The organism is Salipiger sp. IMCC34102 (genome assembly GCF_004145405.1).
Taxonomy (GTDB): Bacteria; Pseudomonadota; Alphaproteobacteria; order Rhodobacterales; family Rhodobacteraceae; genus Loktanella.
In genome coordinates, this window is the sequence record NZ_SELQ01000010.1 from 62,053 (window position 1) to 77,692 (window position 15,640).

Here is a 15,640-nt window from a genome sequence, read left to right on the forward strand (position 1 = left end):
GGCATATTTGTCGTGGCCAAATAACCGAACTAAGCCGTTGAAATTTCTACCAACATAAACGCAGATTTGACCTCGCCATTCATTCGGATCTGTCACGACCTCCAGAGGATGCCATGCCGCTTTTTCGTTCCAGCTTTGCATTGATCTATTTCGTTCATATTCCCAAAGCTGGAGGGTCTAGCGTCGAAAAAGCATTGAATACCAAGGGTGTAAAATCAGCCATGATGATCTCGAAGGCAAGAAACACCGAAACAAATTACAGTAAATGTACTCCGCAACATATTCATGCCGATGTATACGGGGCCTACTTCCCCGATAACTTTATCGACTATGCTTTCACGGTCTGCCGGAATCCTTTTGGTCGGATGGCATCGGAATACAAGATGAAGGTCATAAATGGGAAAGAGGACGCCACACCTTCTGACTGGATTACCACGTCGATCGACCGGTGTCGCGAATTTCCCTACACTCGGGACAACCACATTCGACCGCAAAAATATTTCTTAGCGCCTCACGTTCAAAAATTCAAACTTGAAGATGGATTGCAGAAACCTATCGCGGCGGCATTCAAGGCGCTGGGTCTTTCTGCACCTTCGAAAGTGCCGCATTCGCGCAAAGGACCCGAAGAGAAGCTTATCATTACGAAACGCACTTTGGATCTTATCCGTGATTTTTATCATGATGATTTCGAAACGCTGGGTTACGACAAAACGGACTACAGTGCTCATTTCGAAATCCGCTAGTATGCTCAGAAACAGAATTAAGGGCGTTGCGTCCACTTTTCGTCGCCGTGCTCGCCTTGGCTTTCAGCAGGTGACGGGTACAGCTCCCGCCGTCGCGCGATCGGTCATCACGAAAACGCAGTTACGTGATGGCAAGCTGGTGGTCTCTGGCTGGATCGTGCTGAACCATACGCCGACTGAGGTATCGTTCATCGTCCGCAAGTTTCGCGAAGAGACGATTTCCGAAAAGTTCCCGATTGAAATCTCGAAACCCCTCAAGCGCGGGTTTAGCAACAAGATTGCACGTCTACTGCGCCTGACCCGCCATGACTTCGAGGTGGTCCTCGATTTTCCCTGGGCGGACGTTCCTTCGTCCATTTACGGAACCGGCATCAGCGTCGACGATCGCGTGACCACAATAAACACCATGTCCAATGCCTTGGGGATTTTCAGCGACGATACGGCAGGGCGCACATATTGCGTCTTTATCGAGTCATCCGTTCGTGTGCTGAGAATTGAGATGTATCACTTCGGCAGCCATGTTGTAGAGGATCTGCGTGCCAGATCCTTAGCGCCACGATCCGATCGTATCGGCGTGGTCCTTGGAGAATATACCAATATCGCCCGCGACAACGGGCGGGCGCTTTTCGAATATTTGCATTCTCATGCGGACGCAGATGTCGACGCATCCTATATCGTCGAGCCCAACAACCTGGACGATTACGATGTCAATCAACCCGGCGTGCTTCCGTTCGGCAGTCGCGAACACCTTGAACGTTGCCTGGATGCCCACGTCTGCGCGTTCACCCACCATCGCAACTATGTCTATCCCGCGATCATCGAGATGATCTCCCCGGAACGGTACAATTCCACCCGCACGTTGTTTTTACAGCACGGCATTACGGCGATGAAGAAAAGTGTCGCCAGACACTACAGCAAGAATCGGGTCGATTACTCGGCCATCTCGGTGTGTTCGCAGTTGGAGCGCGAGATATTTCGCAATCACTTCTCATACGATTCGAGTTCGGTATTTGTGACGGGTTTCCCACGTTACGATACCTTGTTCCGTAAAGCCAAAAGCGCTGAAGCAGACCCCGATCAGGTCCTGTTCTTCCCCACTTGGCGCGCTGGCCTGGAGAAGATGACGACCGAAGAAGTCTTCGACAACGAATTCTTCGTGCGCTGGCAGCAGGCAATGAAAGGCGTGTCGGACATGGGGCTTCGCAGCGTCCTTATCCTGCACCCGATGTTGCACCGGCACAGGGCCCTTTTCGAAGACCACGTGGACGAGATCCGAAGCACCACCACGTTCCAGGACACTCTGCTGCAGTCGTCGTGTTTGATCACGGATTACTCGTCGGTCAGCTTCGACGCTCTCTTCGTGAAGAAACCGGTTTTCCTGTTCCAGTTCGATCAGGAAAGCTACGGTCTGCGCGAAGAAGCCTTCATCGACGTGGAGTCCCAACTTCCCGGACACGTCAGCTTGTCGCTCGACCCGCTCTTGCAAGATGTGAGCGCCTCGAGGGCAGGCAACTGGCGCTTCAAGCTTCAAAGACAACGCGACACGTATTTCGACGCCGAGGATGACCAGAACTCGGCGCGCACGCTTGATCTGATCAAGGCGCTGGCAATGACCAATTGAGCACATGGCCCTAAGGAGCTGTGTCGTGACTGGCTGATCCATCGGGCCGTCCAATCCGACCATTGATGCTCGATGGGGCTTGCTTCGAAGCGAGATGTCAAAGGGCGCTGATGATTAGGGGAAAAGGTCGCTCGATCCCTCGAAGAACGCCAAGTCCTCCACGCTGTCGATCTCTCCCCACGGATCGGTCGTCGCGATGGCCTGGATCTGGGCATCGCGGGCGATCAGCAGATCGAACAGGGCCGTCATGCTGAACGTGTCGCGGGCGGGGGGGGAGAGGCTTGCGCGGGCCGACTGGACCTGTGCCCAGCCCTGGGGCGTGAAGCGCGAAAGACCCATGTACTGGCCCTGGACCGCGTCGATGCGCTGCGGTTTGCGACCGATCTCGGTCAGGATGCTGCGGCCTTGGGCATCGGTGCGGATCCGGAACGTCTCGGCATCGTCGAGCGGGTCCTCGAAGCGGCCGGACCATTGACGCTCCCAACCGGGATCGAAGGTGATGGCCACGTCGGTGGTGGCCTTCGACAGGGCGCGCACGGGGCCGGCCGGGTAGAAGATGTCGGAATAGCTGACGATGACCGGACCGGATGCGAGCCAGTCGGACCCGGCCTCGAGGGAGGTCACCATCTGGGTCTCGGCCCAGCGGGGATTGTGAAAGACCGTGTCCGCGTAAGGTTCCAGCCGCTCGGCCATGTAGCCCGTGACGATGCCGATCTCGCTCACGCCGGCGGCGCGCAGGGCCGTGCATTGCCGTTCGATCAAGGGCACGCCCCGCAGCGGTGTCAGCCCCTTGGGGCGGTCGTCGGTCAGGTGGCGCATGCGCGATCCGCGCCCCGCGGCAAGAATGATCGCCCTCATGACAGGATCCTTTCGAACCGGGCCACGTCCCGGGGGTCGAGCCCGCTTTCGCGTTCGGGATGCCACATCCACCCTTCCCAAGGCAGGGTGTCGTGGGCGATCGCCTCGATCGTGCCATCCGGGGCGCGGGCCAGGGGGCGGTAGCCTCGGGGCGTTTCCGAGAGGCCCCGGGCGTGGAAGGAATTGACCTCTCTCGCGATTTCCCCGGTCAAGAGATGGCGACGGGCGACGTGCCCCGCGACCGGGACGAGGGGCGTTCCCGCGGCATGGGCCAGCACCTGCATCCCGCGGCACAGGGCGAGAAGCGGCAGGCGGGACCTGCGCGCGTGATCGACGAGGCCCAGGTCGAGCGCGTCGCGCACCGGGTCGCGCCCGATGTCGGCCCCGCCCGACAGCAGCACGGCGTCGGGGGCGAGCGCCGCGAGCCAGGTCGACAACTCGGCCCCCGCCAGCGCCGAGGGCACCGGAACGGGCAGGGCGCCCACGGCGATCACGAACCCCGCCAGACGGTGATCGAGCGCATCGCGGATCTCGTCGTGCGGCGGGCCGGTCGGATCGCGGCGCTGGGATATGGCGATGCGCGGCGCGGTCACGAGATACGCTCGATCCGGCGCCCGGCGCAGTCGATATGCAGGCGCTGTGCCTTTGCCCAGCGTTCGAAGATGACCTCTCCGGCGCCGATGACGGCCGGCAGCTGCAACTCGCCCGCCCGGATCGCCATGTGCGAATTGGCGCCGCCGAAGGCCGTCACCAGGCCGCCGATCGCGTGCGAGAACAGCCAGTCGTAGCCCGGATCGGCGCTTGGAATGAACACGATGGCGCCTTCAAGCCCGGTCGTCCGGGTCTCTCCGGGGCGCAGTTGGACGACCGGACCGGTGACCTCGCGCTGGGTGACGAAGTTGGGTTCGCTTTCGGAGACCTGGAAGCCGTAGACCTGCCGCGGATCGGTGATCACGGGCGGAAGCCAGACCCGCAGGGTCTCGGCGTAGCGCCTGCGGCCCTGCTCTATGGAATGGCCGATGACCTCGGACGGATCGTCGGTGCAGGCGTTCAGCTCGGTCACGACGCCGATGTTGGCGTAGGACAGGTCCTCGGCTGAGAACCCCAGCGATTTTCCCCAATCGGCGAAGATCGCCATGGCGTCGGACAGGTTCCGGCTGAAGACGAACTTGGCGTATTCGCGCATCTCGATCCCCGCGTGCAGGAATTCCATCAGCTCGACCACGTCGACCGACAGCTTGTGCCGGGCCAGCAGGCTGCGCAGCGCGCGCATCTGCGCCAGGCTCAGCCCGAAGTCGCCGCCATGCTCCGGTCCGATCCCGCGGTCCCGGTCGCCCAGGTAGAGATCGGGCCGTTCGTCGTAGCGGGGCGAGCGGATATCGTAGGTGCCGGGCCGCAGGTGCCCGTAGCGGCTCAGGAAGCTGGACCGGTCGAGCCGGACCAGATCGCGCGAAAACTGGCCCGAGACCGTGTCGACGCTGCGCATGAACCCGTCGTAGTCGGCCTGGGAGAAGACTCCGGTGGCGACGAGCGAACGCAGCATCTGCACCGCGATGAACCCCGCCCGCGCCAGTCCCGCGAAGGGAAGCGTGCCGTAGCGCTTGCAGTCCTCAAGCAGCCAGTAGATCCGTTCCAGCGGGGTCAGGTCCGAGGCCGCGACCGTGTCGTGACGCTGGCCCAGGATATCAATCTTTTGCGCATCGAGCCGCCAGAGGCCGCGCTTTTGCTCGATCACGCGGTTGGTCAGGGTGCGCAGGCTGCGTTGCAGCGCCTTACGTTCGCGGCCGCTGAACCCCGCCTGCTCGAGGACCTTGATCCGCTCCGGCAAATCGAGCGTGTAGCACGAGAACACGATCTCGAACTCGATCTTGTCGTGCAGCCTAGGGGCCTGCACCAGCCGGTCGATGTAGTGATCGACCAGGCGATCGGCGATCCCCTCGTCCAGATCGCCCGGGATGAAGGAATTGAACGACAGCCGGACGTCCACGTAGGGCTGTCCCGCGAAGGACTGCAGCAGGGGAAAGCTGCGCAGGTTGCGGTAGCCGTAGTTGTGGCGTTGGTAGGCCCAGGTCCTGTCCGTCAGCAGATCGCGGTAGAGCGACAGGGCCAGCGGGCGGGGACGCGTGCCGATGATCTCGGCCGGGTTCCAGTCGGGCATCACGCCGTAGACGGTCGACCGGCCACGCAGATAGGGATGGGCCCGCTGCCCGTCCGCGATGCGCGTGGCAATTTTGTCCAGGATCTTCGCGTGGTCGTCCCGCGGCATGGCCGCGTTCGTTATCGACAGGACGAGGGGACGTGCCTGCAGAAGGTAGAGATGCGGGGCCCCTTCGTCCCCGCAGACGGCGAATTCGATGTCGAGCGGCTGGTCGGGGATCAGCCGTTCGAGTTCCTCCAGCAGGTCGAGGATCGGCAGGAGATCTTCCGGCGCCTCGCGCCGACCGGCCGCGACGACGAAGGTCTCGCCCGCGTCCGTGCCGGCCGTCACGGCCGTGGTGTCGGAGCCGCGCTGCAGGCTGAGCACGCGGTAGGGCGCGCCCGTGGTCGGGTCGTGGGTGAAGGCCACCCCTGAGAAGGCGACGTCCTGCAGCATCGGCTGGATCAGCACCGCGTCGTCGTCGTCGGGGTCCGGCCCGTAGGAGGCGATGACCTCGCGGGTGGCGTCCCGCACCGCCGCCGCCCCGCGCACGTCGAGGATCGAGGCGAAGGCCCCCGCCATGGAGACCGCGGGACCGTCCTCGTTCCGGGCCGACGAACGGACGATGAGCGGTCCGTCGCAGCCGAGCGTGGTCTCCACCAGGGCGATCGCGGCGTCGGTGTCGGCCCGCCACTGCGCGACCGTGAAGCTTGCCTGGGGCAGGATCCGGGCGCGGGTGACATGCGGTTCCAGCGCCCGCAGCGTTCCCGCCTTGCTCGACAGAAGCGGGGCCGTCATCGGGGATCTCCTGTCGTCGGGCCGAAGATGGCCAGGTGCTTCAGAACCGGGTGGATGACGTAATAGGTGCGCCCCCGCCCTGCGGGGTCGATCGGCGCGCGGGGCCAGTCGCCTGTCGCCGCGAAACCGGCCAGCACGTCGCACAGCACGCGCGCGCGTGCGGCGGAATCGTGCAGGTGATCGATCCCTGTCCGGTCGGGGGGGGCCGTGAACCGGCGTCGCGCGAGGATCGGCCCGGCATCGATCTCCTCGGTCAGGAAAATCGCCGAGGCGCCCAGCGTGTCTTCCTCGATCATGCTGTAGTAGTTCGTCGTGCTGCCACGGAAATCGGGCAGGTAGCCTCCGTGGACATGCAGGAACCGCTTGCCGGTCGACAGCACCGGGCGGCGCAGGATCTGCCCGCCGTAGCCCGAGTAGATCACCGTGTGCCCCGGCAGGTCCGACACGGCCGCGATCGTGTCGGGGTCGTTGATGTTGGTGCTCGGGATCCGCCCGAGCGGCGCGCCGAGGACCGCGATGTCGTCCTCGAGCACGCTGTTGGGGTCGAAATGTCCCGCCGTCCAGAGCGGATCCCGCTCCGCCGCGTCGGGCCGGTCGGGCAGGGGAGCGCGGCTTTGCCCGGGAAGATCCGACCCCGTCTGCGACAAGAGCAGGACCCGTTCGGGCCGCAGATCCGCCCGTGCGAGGTTCTGCACGTAGGCCCGGCTGCGGGTCGTGTCGGTGCAGATCATGCTCACGCCGGTCAATTCAGCCATGCGCCCGGTCCTCGAAGGCCCCAAGCGCCGCAAGGGCGTCCAGCTCCGCCGCAAGGCTGCGGGCCAGGGCGCCCGCGATGTCGCCGCGGCGCCCGGCCGGGCGAGAGCACAGCAGGTCGTTGAGCTTGAGCAGGGCGTTGAGCCATTTCAGGTCCTGGGTGCGCGCGACCTTATGCGCCAGCACCACCGCCAGGCGGGCATAGAGCGCCAGGTCGTCGAAAGAACCCGAAGGCTTGCGCAGCCGCCCGTCGTAGCGGGCATGAAGACGTTTCGTGACCTCGAACCGCTGCACCAGCCGGTCCAGCCAATCCGCCCGCGGATCCGCCTCGAGCGCCGCAAGCAGGTCCGCCGTCACGATCTCGGCCGCGTCGTCCACGGGAAAGGACGCCGCACCTGCCGGGGCCGCGGGCGGGTCCGCGGGCGGTAGCGCATCGAGAACCGCCAGCCGCGACGCCCGGTAGGCGGCCAGGAACCCAGGCCCTTCGACGGCGCTGTAGAAATAGTGCTCGCGCTCTTCCAGAAGGTCCCGGTCGGTGTAGCGGTAGCGGCTCATGCGGCTGCGATCCGCCGCGCAAGCGGGGCCGCATGCCGAAGCAGCCCCTCGATCCCGGCGTCGTTGCGAATGACGAGATCGGGGCGGGCCGGGGCGTGGAACGGCAGATCAAGACCCGCGACATCCGTCGTCTCGCCCCGGTCGAAACGGGCGTAGAGGCCCTTGCCGTCCCGCGCCTTCAACTGCGCAAGCGGCGCATCGACGAAGACCTCGTGGTAATCTTCCACGGTCTCGCGCATCCAAACTCGGTGTTCCTCGAAGAGCGACAGGATCGCGCAGACCACGTGGATTCCCTGGCCATCCAGCCATCTGCATAGCCGCATAATGCGTTCCGCGTTGCGACGGCGGTCCTCGATCGAATGGCCAAGATCGTTGCCGAAGGTGTCACGAATGACATCGCCGTCGACCAGCGTCACGTTGGGCACGCTCGTCCGCGTCAAACGGACGATCTCTTCGGCCAAGGTGGATTTTCCGGCACCCGACAGCCCGATGATCCAGATTACCATGCGCTCTCGCTTTTTGTGTCGCCCGAGGATGCGGTAACGTAGACGAAGCGCGGCGAAAACATCAAACTGATCTACCCGACGCGGCCTCTTTCGACGCCCGTCCCCTGAATCAGCGGCTGCAGCCGGCCCGCGTCGAGCAGGTCTCGGACGTGATCGGCGTCGGAGACCATGTGCGCGCGGAACCTGTCGGATATCTCCCCCGGAAGGGCCTCAAAAGTGTTTTCCCTGTAGTGACCGTAGAGGGCTGCGAAATCCGCGTCGAAGGCACGCAAAATCGGTTTCACCGGCGCGTCGTCTGGGGACATGTCCTTCAAGATAGATTGGAACTCGGGCGACAAGGCGTTCCAAGCCTTCTGCCCGATGCACAAGCCCAAGGCCGCGCCTAGCTTTTCACGCACGACCGGAAGGTAGCCTGTCAGGTCCATGTCGAGCGCGACCATCCGGTCCATGTCCTGCGTGTGAGGAATGACCGCAGCCATCTCAACAAACAGCTGGACCTGCTCGTCGCGGTAATTGAGCCTGATCGGGTTTTTCCGAGCCAGGCGGTTGGCCAATCCGTTCAACCGCAGATGAAACGGAGCGCGATCTTTGATCTCAAACGCGCTGCGCCCGGCGATCTGTTCATAAATGCGGTCAGGGTCGCGGACGAATGCCTCGTAAGGGACCATGCAGCTTTCGGGAAACACCTCCACGAAGGTATCGAAGATGCGCCTGATCGTTCCGGGCCAGTAGTTCATGCGTTTCAAAATACGCGCGTGGCCGAAATCGATGAAACGTCCCGAAAAGGTCCGATCCCTGTTGATGTGACGCGACGAGACATCGAAACCCTCCGCCCAGAACCCGTCCGGATCGGAGAACCTCCAGTTGCCCATAAGCGACGCCCTAGCGCGATTGAACTCGGACAGGACCGCATCTTCGGGATCCCGATAGGGGATATAGACGGTTTGAAGGTCGAGGCAGTCACGCACCGTCCCGAGACCGCGCAGCACTTGCTGCTCCGTGAAGCCCGACTTCAGCAGGATCGGTCTGACTGCGTGAAGCACGAGTGCGATGTCTTCAGGCCAGGCCTTGCCGAATTTCAGAAGATCGGTCCGGTCGGGGGCCTCGATCACCGCCTTCGCTCTCTTGTCCACCTTCAGCCTGGCCGGGACCTTGAATCCCTGCGCCCGCAGGCCGACGTCGAACGCGCGGCTCGCTGTCCTCATTGAATTGATAAGCATAAAGTTACGCATAACTTTCATTGCCTTGGACTTGCCCGGCTTTGGTGGAGAGCGTTTAGCTCACTTCCCGGGCCTTTCGCTCGAACGCGATGGGGCTCTAGAAGCCGAGCGATGAATGACACCTGACGGGGTTATAGAACTCGTCGATGTATCTGGCGACAGCGTTTTCGGCCTGCTGACGGGATTGCCATGCGACAGGCCAGATCAGCTCCGACTTGATGGTCTTGAAGAAGGTTTCCACCATAGCGTTATCGTAGGCTCAGGACCCATTAGGCTCTGGACTCATTGAGTTTCACAGCCAGTAGATGACGATTGCAGCGAGAGCGATGGCAGAGAAGAACGCCTTTGGGCATCTGTCGTACCTGGTTGCCACACGCCTCCAGTCCTTGAGCCTGCCGAACATGATCTCAATGCGGTTGCGCCGTTTGTAGCGCCGCTTGTCGTATTTGACCGGGGTCTTGCGTTGTTTCCGGCCTGGGATGCAGGCGCGGATCCCCTTGTCTTGCAGGGCTTCTCGGAACCAATCAGCGTCGTAGCCCGATCCCCGAGCAGCCTATCGACTACGAGCGGCAGCAGAAATTGAAGCACCAAGGCGTCTAAGAAACGCGGGGCTATTCATTGCGGGGGGTAGCTCACCAATCAAAAAAGACTAAAACTTGAACAGAGCTGACTCATGAATGAGGACTCTGAGGGGAGCAGGTCATCGGCAATTCTTATCGCGTAGATCGAGCAAGGGTTCGCTTTGGTTAACTGAGTATGTAGACATGCTAGGGCAAGGCCCAGATCCCGTGACCATGCCGATTTTCGATAGGGGGCCGGATTGCCGATCAAGACCGTCGTATTGCATGTCGGGATGCACAAGACCGGGACCACCTCGATCCAGCAGTCCCTCGGCGGGTTCGACGACGGACGCACCGCCTATGCCGATCTGCGTCACCTGCGCGGTCGACAAGTCAATCACGGCTATGGGCTGACGGCAATGTTCCGCGCCGATCCGCGCCCTTTCGGCATCCATCAACGCATGGGGCGCAGCGCGGCTGCGATGGCGTCGATCCGCAGGGCCTGGCTGCGCAAGCTCGACGCCGCCCTGGCGCTGGAGCGCGAGCAGCTGATCCTGAGCGGCGAGGCGATCGCCATGCTGAAGGAGCCAGAGTTGCAGGCGCTGCGCGATCACTTGCTGCGCCATGCCGAACGGGTGCGGGTGATCGCCTACGTGCGCGAGCCGGTCGGCTATATCTCGAGCATGTATCAGCAGCACATCAAGATGGGTCAGCGGCGGATGCTGACGGCGCTTCCCGCGCCGGAATACCGGATGAAGCTGAAGAAGTTCCAGCGTCTGTTCGGCGCCGAGAACGTGACCTTCCGGCCCTTCGATCGGGACCGGATGGTCGGCGGATCGACCCTGACCGATTTTGCCAATCAGATCGGGATCACCGCCCCGGCCGACCACGTGCTGGCCAACGAGAGCTATTCGCTCGACGCGATCCGCCTTTTGTGGCGGATGCTGCGTGACCATGGCGACCTGCTGGACGCCGTCGGGCATCCGCGCCCTTACGGCTTGCTGGTGGCGCATCTGGGGGCGCAGATCGGCGGTCCGAAATTCAAGCTTCCCGCCGCTCTCGCCGCACGGCGCATCGACCGGGCGGATGTGAAATGGATGCAGGAACAGATGCCGGACTGGTCGCTCGGCACGCCCGAGGCCGCGCAAGGGGAGCCTCCCGCGCTGGCGGACTTCATGGCCGACCTGGGCGCCGAGGGGACCGAGGGGCTGCGGGCGCTCGCCCCGCGGGGGGCGGCGGACGACGACGTGGGCGCACAGCTTGCCGCCCTCTACGCCCATCAGGTCCGGCTGGCACGTCCCTCAATCCTGCGCCAGAGCGCGCTTGATCGTATTGTCGAACTGACATTCGGGTGCATACGAAAGTGACCTGAGCCCTTACACTTCTACGAATTGAAGGAGAGTCGCGGGTTGACTTCTGGGCCTATGCAGCAGGTATTTCCAGTCCCTTCTTTGCCGCGAGTTCGGATGTTGGGATGTTCCTCAAGTCAGAGTGAGGACCTTGGTGATTGTAGTCGTGCTGACCTCCCACGAAAGTTCATTTATCTTAGTCGGGTTGGTTGCGCTTGTAGTGCTTTCGAGTAACGATTGGGCGCATCACGGTTATTCAGTTTCACTCCAATCTGACCGACTTCTTCGGTAGCAGGGTATGCGAACGGTAAACCGTATCGCGCCCTGCTGCGCGCGGCGGCGGCCTTGGGGGCCTTCCTGGCGTGCAGAAGGGCATCGCGGCGACCTGATGGTCTTCTTGATGTCCTGGCAAAAGCGGGGCTCTTCGGGAGCACCTGAAGGTGTCCTAATACTGCATTTTAAGAAGATTCTTTCCGTTTGAGCACAAAAAGTGCCGTGGGTCGTGGGACTCGAACGGGCCGCATCGCGTATTCTGCGGTCATCACCCGATATTGGAGATACGTGATGACGCAGAAACAGCGTTCGAAGAAACTTGTCCTCGTCAACATCGAGACCCTAAAGGCGGGGATCGCAAAGATGGAGGCAATGGAGCCGAAACAGCCCAAGGAGATTCCGCTTAAGGACGCCATTGGCATGGCGGCCGAAGTCGCACAGGGCATGCTCTCGAAAGGCTTCACGCTTGCGGAAGTGCATGAGGAACTGAAAGAGGTGGTCGGCATCGATGTAGCGACATCGACGATCGCGCTCTACTTCCGCGAGGCTCTGAGTAAGTTGCCGGAGAAGCCGCGAAAGAGCCGGCGCCGGCGGGCCGCGGCATCATCGACGGACCAGCAGGACACGGCCGCGCCCTCGACAGATATGCCGGTGGAAAATGCGGTGAAGACCTCGGCGAAGGAACAGCCGAACGCGATCGCACCTTACGATGGTGATGCTGCGAAGACCGCTGTGGAAACCGGTGCAGACGAACACGAAGTCTGGACGGATGATCCGCGTATCGAAGAGTACACGGATGCCGGAGCAGTAGGCGAAACGCCGACTGACCCCGCGGATACCGAAACGGAACCTGCAGATCACATCGACGATGCGCTTGGCGGAGCGGTAAAGGATGCAGCGTTCGGTGACATCGCCGCGTCCGAGGAGGACTCCGGCCTCGTGCCGCCCGATGTGTCCGACACATCCGATGACCAGCTCGGCGCGCCGATGACCGAGGTGCCGCATGTCACTGACGGCGAACAGAACGACGATATGAACGAAGGTTCGGAAGAGGACGTGCTGGAAGATCGCGGCGACACTGATGCAGCACCGGGAGACGCGCCTGGCAAGCTTGCCGAATACATGCCGATGTCCGTCACCTCCCCTGGCCGGAGGGGAGGGTAATGCCAAAGGGTACCAAGAGTGCTTCACATTCGGAGCGGCGCCAGAAGACGCATACGGTGATCTACCGACTGACGCCGGGTGAGGTTGCCGTGCTGAGGAAAGCCGCCGCAGACACGGGACGTGCGGGTCTGAACGACTGGGCGCGGGCGGTAGCGCTGGAAGCGGCGGGGCGGCCGGAGATGAGCCGTCCCGTCCTCGTGCGCATCGTGGGGGAGCTTGGCCGCATCGGTGTGAACATCAACCAGATCGCACGGCACGCGAACACGCATCGCAAGGTTGGTCTGGAAGAGGAATTGAAGCGCAACCTGCACTTGATGGAAGACGCCATGGCGCAGATTACGGACGCGCTCGGGTGATCCCAAAGGTCATCGCGCGCGCGCCGGGCGCGCCGCGCACGACGCGCAGCGATGTGGAACGGTTGGTGCATTACGTCTGTGCGAAGGCGCGGGCGGTAGAGATGTGCAACCTTCTGGGCGACTGGCGTATGGCGGCCGCACAGATGTGGGCGGTGGCGCAGGGCAACCGGCGTTGCAAGACCACGATATACCATGTCGCGATCTCATGGCCAGAAACGGAACAGCCGACGGATGACCAGGCGATCGAGGCCGGACGCATGGCACTGGCCGAGCTGGGTCTCACCGAGCACCAGGCGGTGATTGCGGTGCACAGGGACCGGACGAACACCCATGTTCATGTCGTGGTGAACCGGATCCATCCGGGCACATTGCGGACGATGTCGACGTCTCACGACTACGCAAAGCTGGAGCGGGCGTGTCGGAGAATCGAGGCGGAGCAGGGGTGGTCAGCGGACCGGGGTCGGTTCGATGTCGAGGTGACGGAAGAGGTGGACGGTCCGGTCATGACGCTCGTGCCGAAGCCGCAAGACCGTTGGGATACCGTGCAGGCCGATCGGGCGGCAGGACGCAGAGCGCCCTCACGGAACGTGCACCACGAGCGGCAGACCGGTGTCGTGCCCTTGGGGGAGGCGCTCTCGCAGGCGTGGAAGACCCGGATCGTGGCGGCGATGGACGAAGCGGCGACATGGGCTGAGCTCTACATGGCGCTGGCGGACCTCGGGCTGCGCTACGCGCCGTTCGGGTCGGGCGCACGGATCACGCAGCTCGGATCGGACGCCGTGCTGAAGCCATCGGACTTCGGCAAGCGCTTTGCGCTGAAGCAGATGCAACAACGGCTGGGTCCATGGTGCGCGGCGGATGTTGAGCCGGAGAACGACTGCCCCGCATGCCCGACGGATCGGCCGCGCATCCTGCGTGCCGCGCCCGGCCAGGTCGAGACCACACTCACGCGGTCGCAGACCTTCAAGCGCACCTTGATGGAACGGACCTATGTCGCAATCACGCTCTCGGACGATCTGGTGCGTGCGGTCAGGCGCGTCGATCTCGACGGAGTGCCGCCGGTCGTGACCTTGCACGACGCCAGCGTAATCGTGGACGAGGGCAGCAGGATCACCGCAAGTGCGAGCGACGACGACGAGGTGCAGGCTCGTCTGATGGTGGCCATGGCCGTGGCGAAGGGGTGGACGGAATGTGACGTTGCGGGTGAGCCCGCATTCCTGCGCGCGGTGGCGCAGGCCGCGGCGGAGGCGGGCCTGCTGTTGCCGGACCTGCCCGAGGAGATTGCGGCATCGGTCGGCAAAGAACGCGCGGCACGTGAGACCAGGCCTGCGTCTCCGGTCGCACCGGTGCCTCCGCGTCCGGTCCATGCGGCTGTGGACGCAGTTCGGACAGAGGCAGAAGCTGCGCGTGCTGCCGAACATGCGGCGCGGGTGGAATTGGCGGCGCGCCAGGCCGCGGACCGTGAAGATCTGGCCGAGCTTGTGGGAGACGCGCGCGATCCCGTCGCACAGGCATTGCGGATAGGGTTGAACCGGCATCACGCCGATGAGCGGCGGCAGCAACGCGAAAAGCGCCCGCAGAGACCGACCGTGCCGATAGTTCCTTTGTCCGCTCAGGACCGCCGCCGCCGGGCTGCGCAGCGGGCCGAGGATGAGTTCGCCGCGAGCGATGCGCTCATCGCGATGCCGCACCTGCCGGACGCTGCTCGATCACCGTTCGATCATACCGCTTGCCGAAGGCTCTGGCTGGCATGGGATGTGCGCACGGAAATGGCGACAGGCCGGACCCGGAGCGAGATCGAGGTTTTGGGAGCCGATGATCCTGCCCGTGATCTGCGCGTGTTGAAGGGCGGGACGCTGCTGTTCGCGCATCGCGACGGGGCGGGCAACATCGTGGGGTTCGAGCGCGCGGGGATGGCGGACGACGGGACATTCGAGAGCGACTTTGCCGCGGGTGGCCAGCGGACGGTCCTCGTTTTGGGCAATGCGGCGACCGCCGCCCGTGTGGTGGTGACCCTCTGGGCCATCGACGCACAGATGCTGATGCAAGCGGAAAATCGAGAGGACACGCTTTATGTCTCTGTCGGCGGGGAGATCGGTCGCCACGGGGGCGACCGCCTGAACGCGCTTTTGAAGGACCGGGACATTCTCGTGGGTGGACGTCCGCAGGACGCCGCCAGCCTGGCGGTGGCACTCAGGGATCTCCTGCAGGATGCGGCTTTGATCGGACGGATCGATGAAGGCACCCATGAACCGTGGCCCGCTGACGAAACACCAGGGCGAGAGGGCGCGGACGTCGACGTGACCTCGAAGGCCGGGAAGGCCGATGGCCGTGCCGACCGAAATCAGGACGAGGACGGTGTGGCGGTCGATCCGGAGGAAGATCTCGAGACTACGGATGGTGTGGAAGATCCCTTCGAGGCTAAGGCAGACAGGACCGCAAAGGTGCTGGTCGATCCCGGGCCGGACGATGCGGAGACGAGCGCGGACCCTCTGCCGGACGAGAGACCGGAAAGCCTTGATCCGTGAGGGCCGGGACCGACCTACTCCAACGTTCGGAGATCTGGTTCGCGACCTCGGCCCGAGCGGCCCAGGACCGCCCGGACCGCTTGGTCACGCCCGCGACCAGTCGAAGCCGTCGATCCCGCCATCCCCGGGCCCGTCGTCCTCGGCCCCGCTATCCCGCACATGGCAGCACGCCAGCGCCTCGTTGAGCGCCTCACCCTCCAACACACCGTCGATCACAAG

13 protein-coding genes and 2 pseudogenes are annotated in these 15,640 nt (G+C 63.2%); 6 read left to right on the plus strand and 9 right to left on the minus strand.

Annotated features, from left to right (window positions below; translation table 11 throughout):
• Positions 1 to 113: 113 nt before the first annotated feature.
• Both EU805_RS15785 and EU805_RS15790 read left to right on the plus strand, forming a co-directional pair.
• A complete protein-coding gene (locus EU805_RS15785; protein WP_129764943.1) occupies positions 114 to 743 on the plus strand; it encodes a sulfotransferase family 2 domain-containing protein in 630 nt (209 codons plus the stop codon).
• Positions 721 to 2,364, plus strand: a complete 1,644-nt coding sequence (locus tag EU805_RS15790; protein ID WP_165351993.1) for a CDP-glycerol glycerophosphotransferase family protein — start codon at positions 721 to 723, stop codon at positions 2,362 to 2,364. Before EU805_RS15785 ends, EU805_RS15790 begins: the two co-directional genes overlap by 23 nt.
• Before the next feature lie 114 nt (positions 2,365 to 2,478).
• Here the strand turns inward: EU805_RS15790 and EU805_RS15795 are convergent, their stop codons facing one another.
• The 9 genes and pseudogenes from EU805_RS15795 to EU805_RS15835 form a co-directional block, all read right to left on the minus strand.
• Positions 2,479 to 3,222, minus strand: a complete 744-nt coding sequence (locus tag EU805_RS15795) for an NTP transferase domain-containing protein (RefSeq protein WP_129764945.1) — start codon at positions 3,220 to 3,222, stop codon at positions 2,479 to 2,481.
• Positions 3,219 to 3,815, minus strand: a complete 597-nt coding sequence (locus tag EU805_RS15800) for a gamma-glutamyl-gamma-aminobutyrate hydrolase family protein (RefSeq protein ID WP_129764946.1) — start codon at positions 3,813 to 3,815, stop codon at positions 3,219 to 3,221. The genes EU805_RS15795 and EU805_RS15800 overlap by 4 nt, the downstream gene beginning before the upstream one ends.
• A complete protein-coding gene (locus EU805_RS15805; protein WP_129764947.1) occupies positions 3,812 to 6,157 on the minus strand; it encodes a PEP/pyruvate-binding domain-containing protein in 2,346 nt (781 codons plus the stop codon). Before EU805_RS15805 ends, EU805_RS15800 begins: the two co-directional genes overlap by 4 nt.
• A complete protein-coding gene (locus EU805_RS15810; RefSeq protein WP_129764948.1) occupies positions 6,154 to 6,912 on the minus strand; it encodes a formyltransferase family protein in 759 nt (252 codons plus the stop codon). Before EU805_RS15810 ends, EU805_RS15805 begins: the two co-directional genes overlap by 4 nt.
• A complete protein-coding gene (locus EU805_RS15815) occupies positions 6,905 to 7,465 on the minus strand; it encodes a hypothetical protein (RefSeq protein ID WP_129764949.1) in 561 nt (186 codons plus the stop codon). Before EU805_RS15815 ends, EU805_RS15810 begins: the two co-directional genes overlap by 8 nt.
• Complete coding sequence (locus EU805_RS15820; protein ID WP_129764950.1) at positions 7,462 to 7,971, minus strand: adenylyl-sulfate kinase; 510 nt, start codon at positions 7,969 to 7,971, stop codon at positions 7,462 to 7,464. The genes EU805_RS15815 and EU805_RS15820 overlap by 4 nt, the downstream gene beginning before the upstream one ends.
• 71 nt (positions 7,972 to 8,042) lie before the next feature.
• Positions 8,043 to 9,203 carry a hypothetical protein gene (locus EU805_RS15825; protein WP_129764951.1) on the minus strand — a complete coding sequence of 387 codons (1,161 nt, stop codon included), beginning with the start codon at positions 9,201 to 9,203 and terminating at the stop codon, positions 8,043 to 8,045.
• A gap of 85 nt (positions 9,204 to 9,288) precedes the next feature.
• Positions 9,289 to 9,447 (minus strand): annotated as a pseudogene (locus EU805_RS15830) (integrase core domain-containing protein); the annotation flags it as partial.
• A gap of 36 nt (positions 9,448 to 9,483) precedes the next feature.
• A pseudogene (locus EU805_RS15835) lies at positions 9,484 to 9,729 on the minus strand (transposase); the annotation flags it as partial.
• 282 nt (positions 9,730 to 10,011) lie between these two features.
• On the opposite strand from EU805_RS15835, the gene EU805_RS15840 reads away from it, so the two are divergent.
• The 4 genes from EU805_RS15840 (at position 10,012) to EU805_RS15855 (ending at position 15,421) form a co-directional block, all read left to right on the plus strand.
• Positions 10,012 to 11,118, plus strand: coding sequence for a hypothetical protein (locus EU805_RS15840; protein WP_129764952.1), 1,107 nt, complete (start codon positions 10,012 to 10,014; stop codon positions 11,116 to 11,118).
• Positions 11,119 to 11,664: 546 nt separating this feature from the next.
• A complete protein-coding gene (locus EU805_RS15845) occupies positions 11,665 to 12,537 on the plus strand; it encodes a hypothetical protein (RefSeq protein WP_129764953.1) in 873 nt (290 codons plus the stop codon).
• A 56-nt stretch (positions 12,538 to 12,593) separates the two neighbouring features.
• Entirely contained in the window at positions 12,594 to 12,893 is a 300-nt protein-coding gene (gene mobC / locus EU805_RS15850; protein WP_165351994.1) for a plasmid mobilization relaxosome protein MobC, read from the plus strand.
• Positions 12,894 to 12,946: 53 nt separating this feature from the next.
• Positions 12,947 to 15,421 (plus strand): relaxase/mobilization nuclease domain-containing protein, encoded by a 2,475-nt coding sequence (locus EU805_RS15855; protein ID WP_255465914.1) that lies wholly within the window; start codon positions 12,947 to 12,949, stop codon positions 15,419 to 15,421.
• Positions 15,422 to 15,640 lie beyond the last annotated feature (219 nt).

Excerpts from the sequence above, each read along its gene's own strand:
- EU805_RS15785 (WP_129764943.1), top strand. The coding sequence starts at position 114 with ATGCCGCTTTTTCGTTCCAGCTTTGCATTGATCTATTTCGTTCATATT.
- EU805_RS15795 (WP_129764945.1), bottom strand. The coding sequence starts at position 3,222 with ATGAGGGCGATCATTCTTGCCGCGGGGCGCGGATCGCGCATGCGCCAC.
- EU805_RS15805 (WP_129764947.1), bottom strand. The coding sequence starts at position 6,157 with ATGACGGCCCCGCTTCTGTCGAGCAAGGCGGGAACGCTGCGGGCGCTG.
- EU805_RS15810 (WP_129764948.1), bottom strand. The coding sequence starts at position 6,912 with ATGGCTGAATTGACCGGCGTGAGCATGATCTGCACCGACACGACCCGC.
- EU805_RS15815 (WP_129764949.1), bottom strand. The coding sequence starts at position 7,465 with ATGAGCCGCTACCGCTACACCGACCGGGACCTTCTGGAAGAGCGCGAG.
- EU805_RS15820 (WP_129764950.1), bottom strand. The coding sequence starts at position 7,971 with ATGGTAATCTGGATCATCGGGCTGTCGGGTGCCGGAAAATCCACCTTG.
- EU805_RS15825 (WP_129764951.1), bottom strand. The coding sequence starts at position 9,203 with ATGCGTAACTTTATGCTTATCAATTCAATGAGGACAGCGAGCCGCGCG.
- EU805_RS15845 (WP_129764953.1), top strand. The coding sequence starts at position 11,665 with ATGACGCAGAAACAGCGTTCGAAGAAACTTGTCCTCGTCAACATCGAG.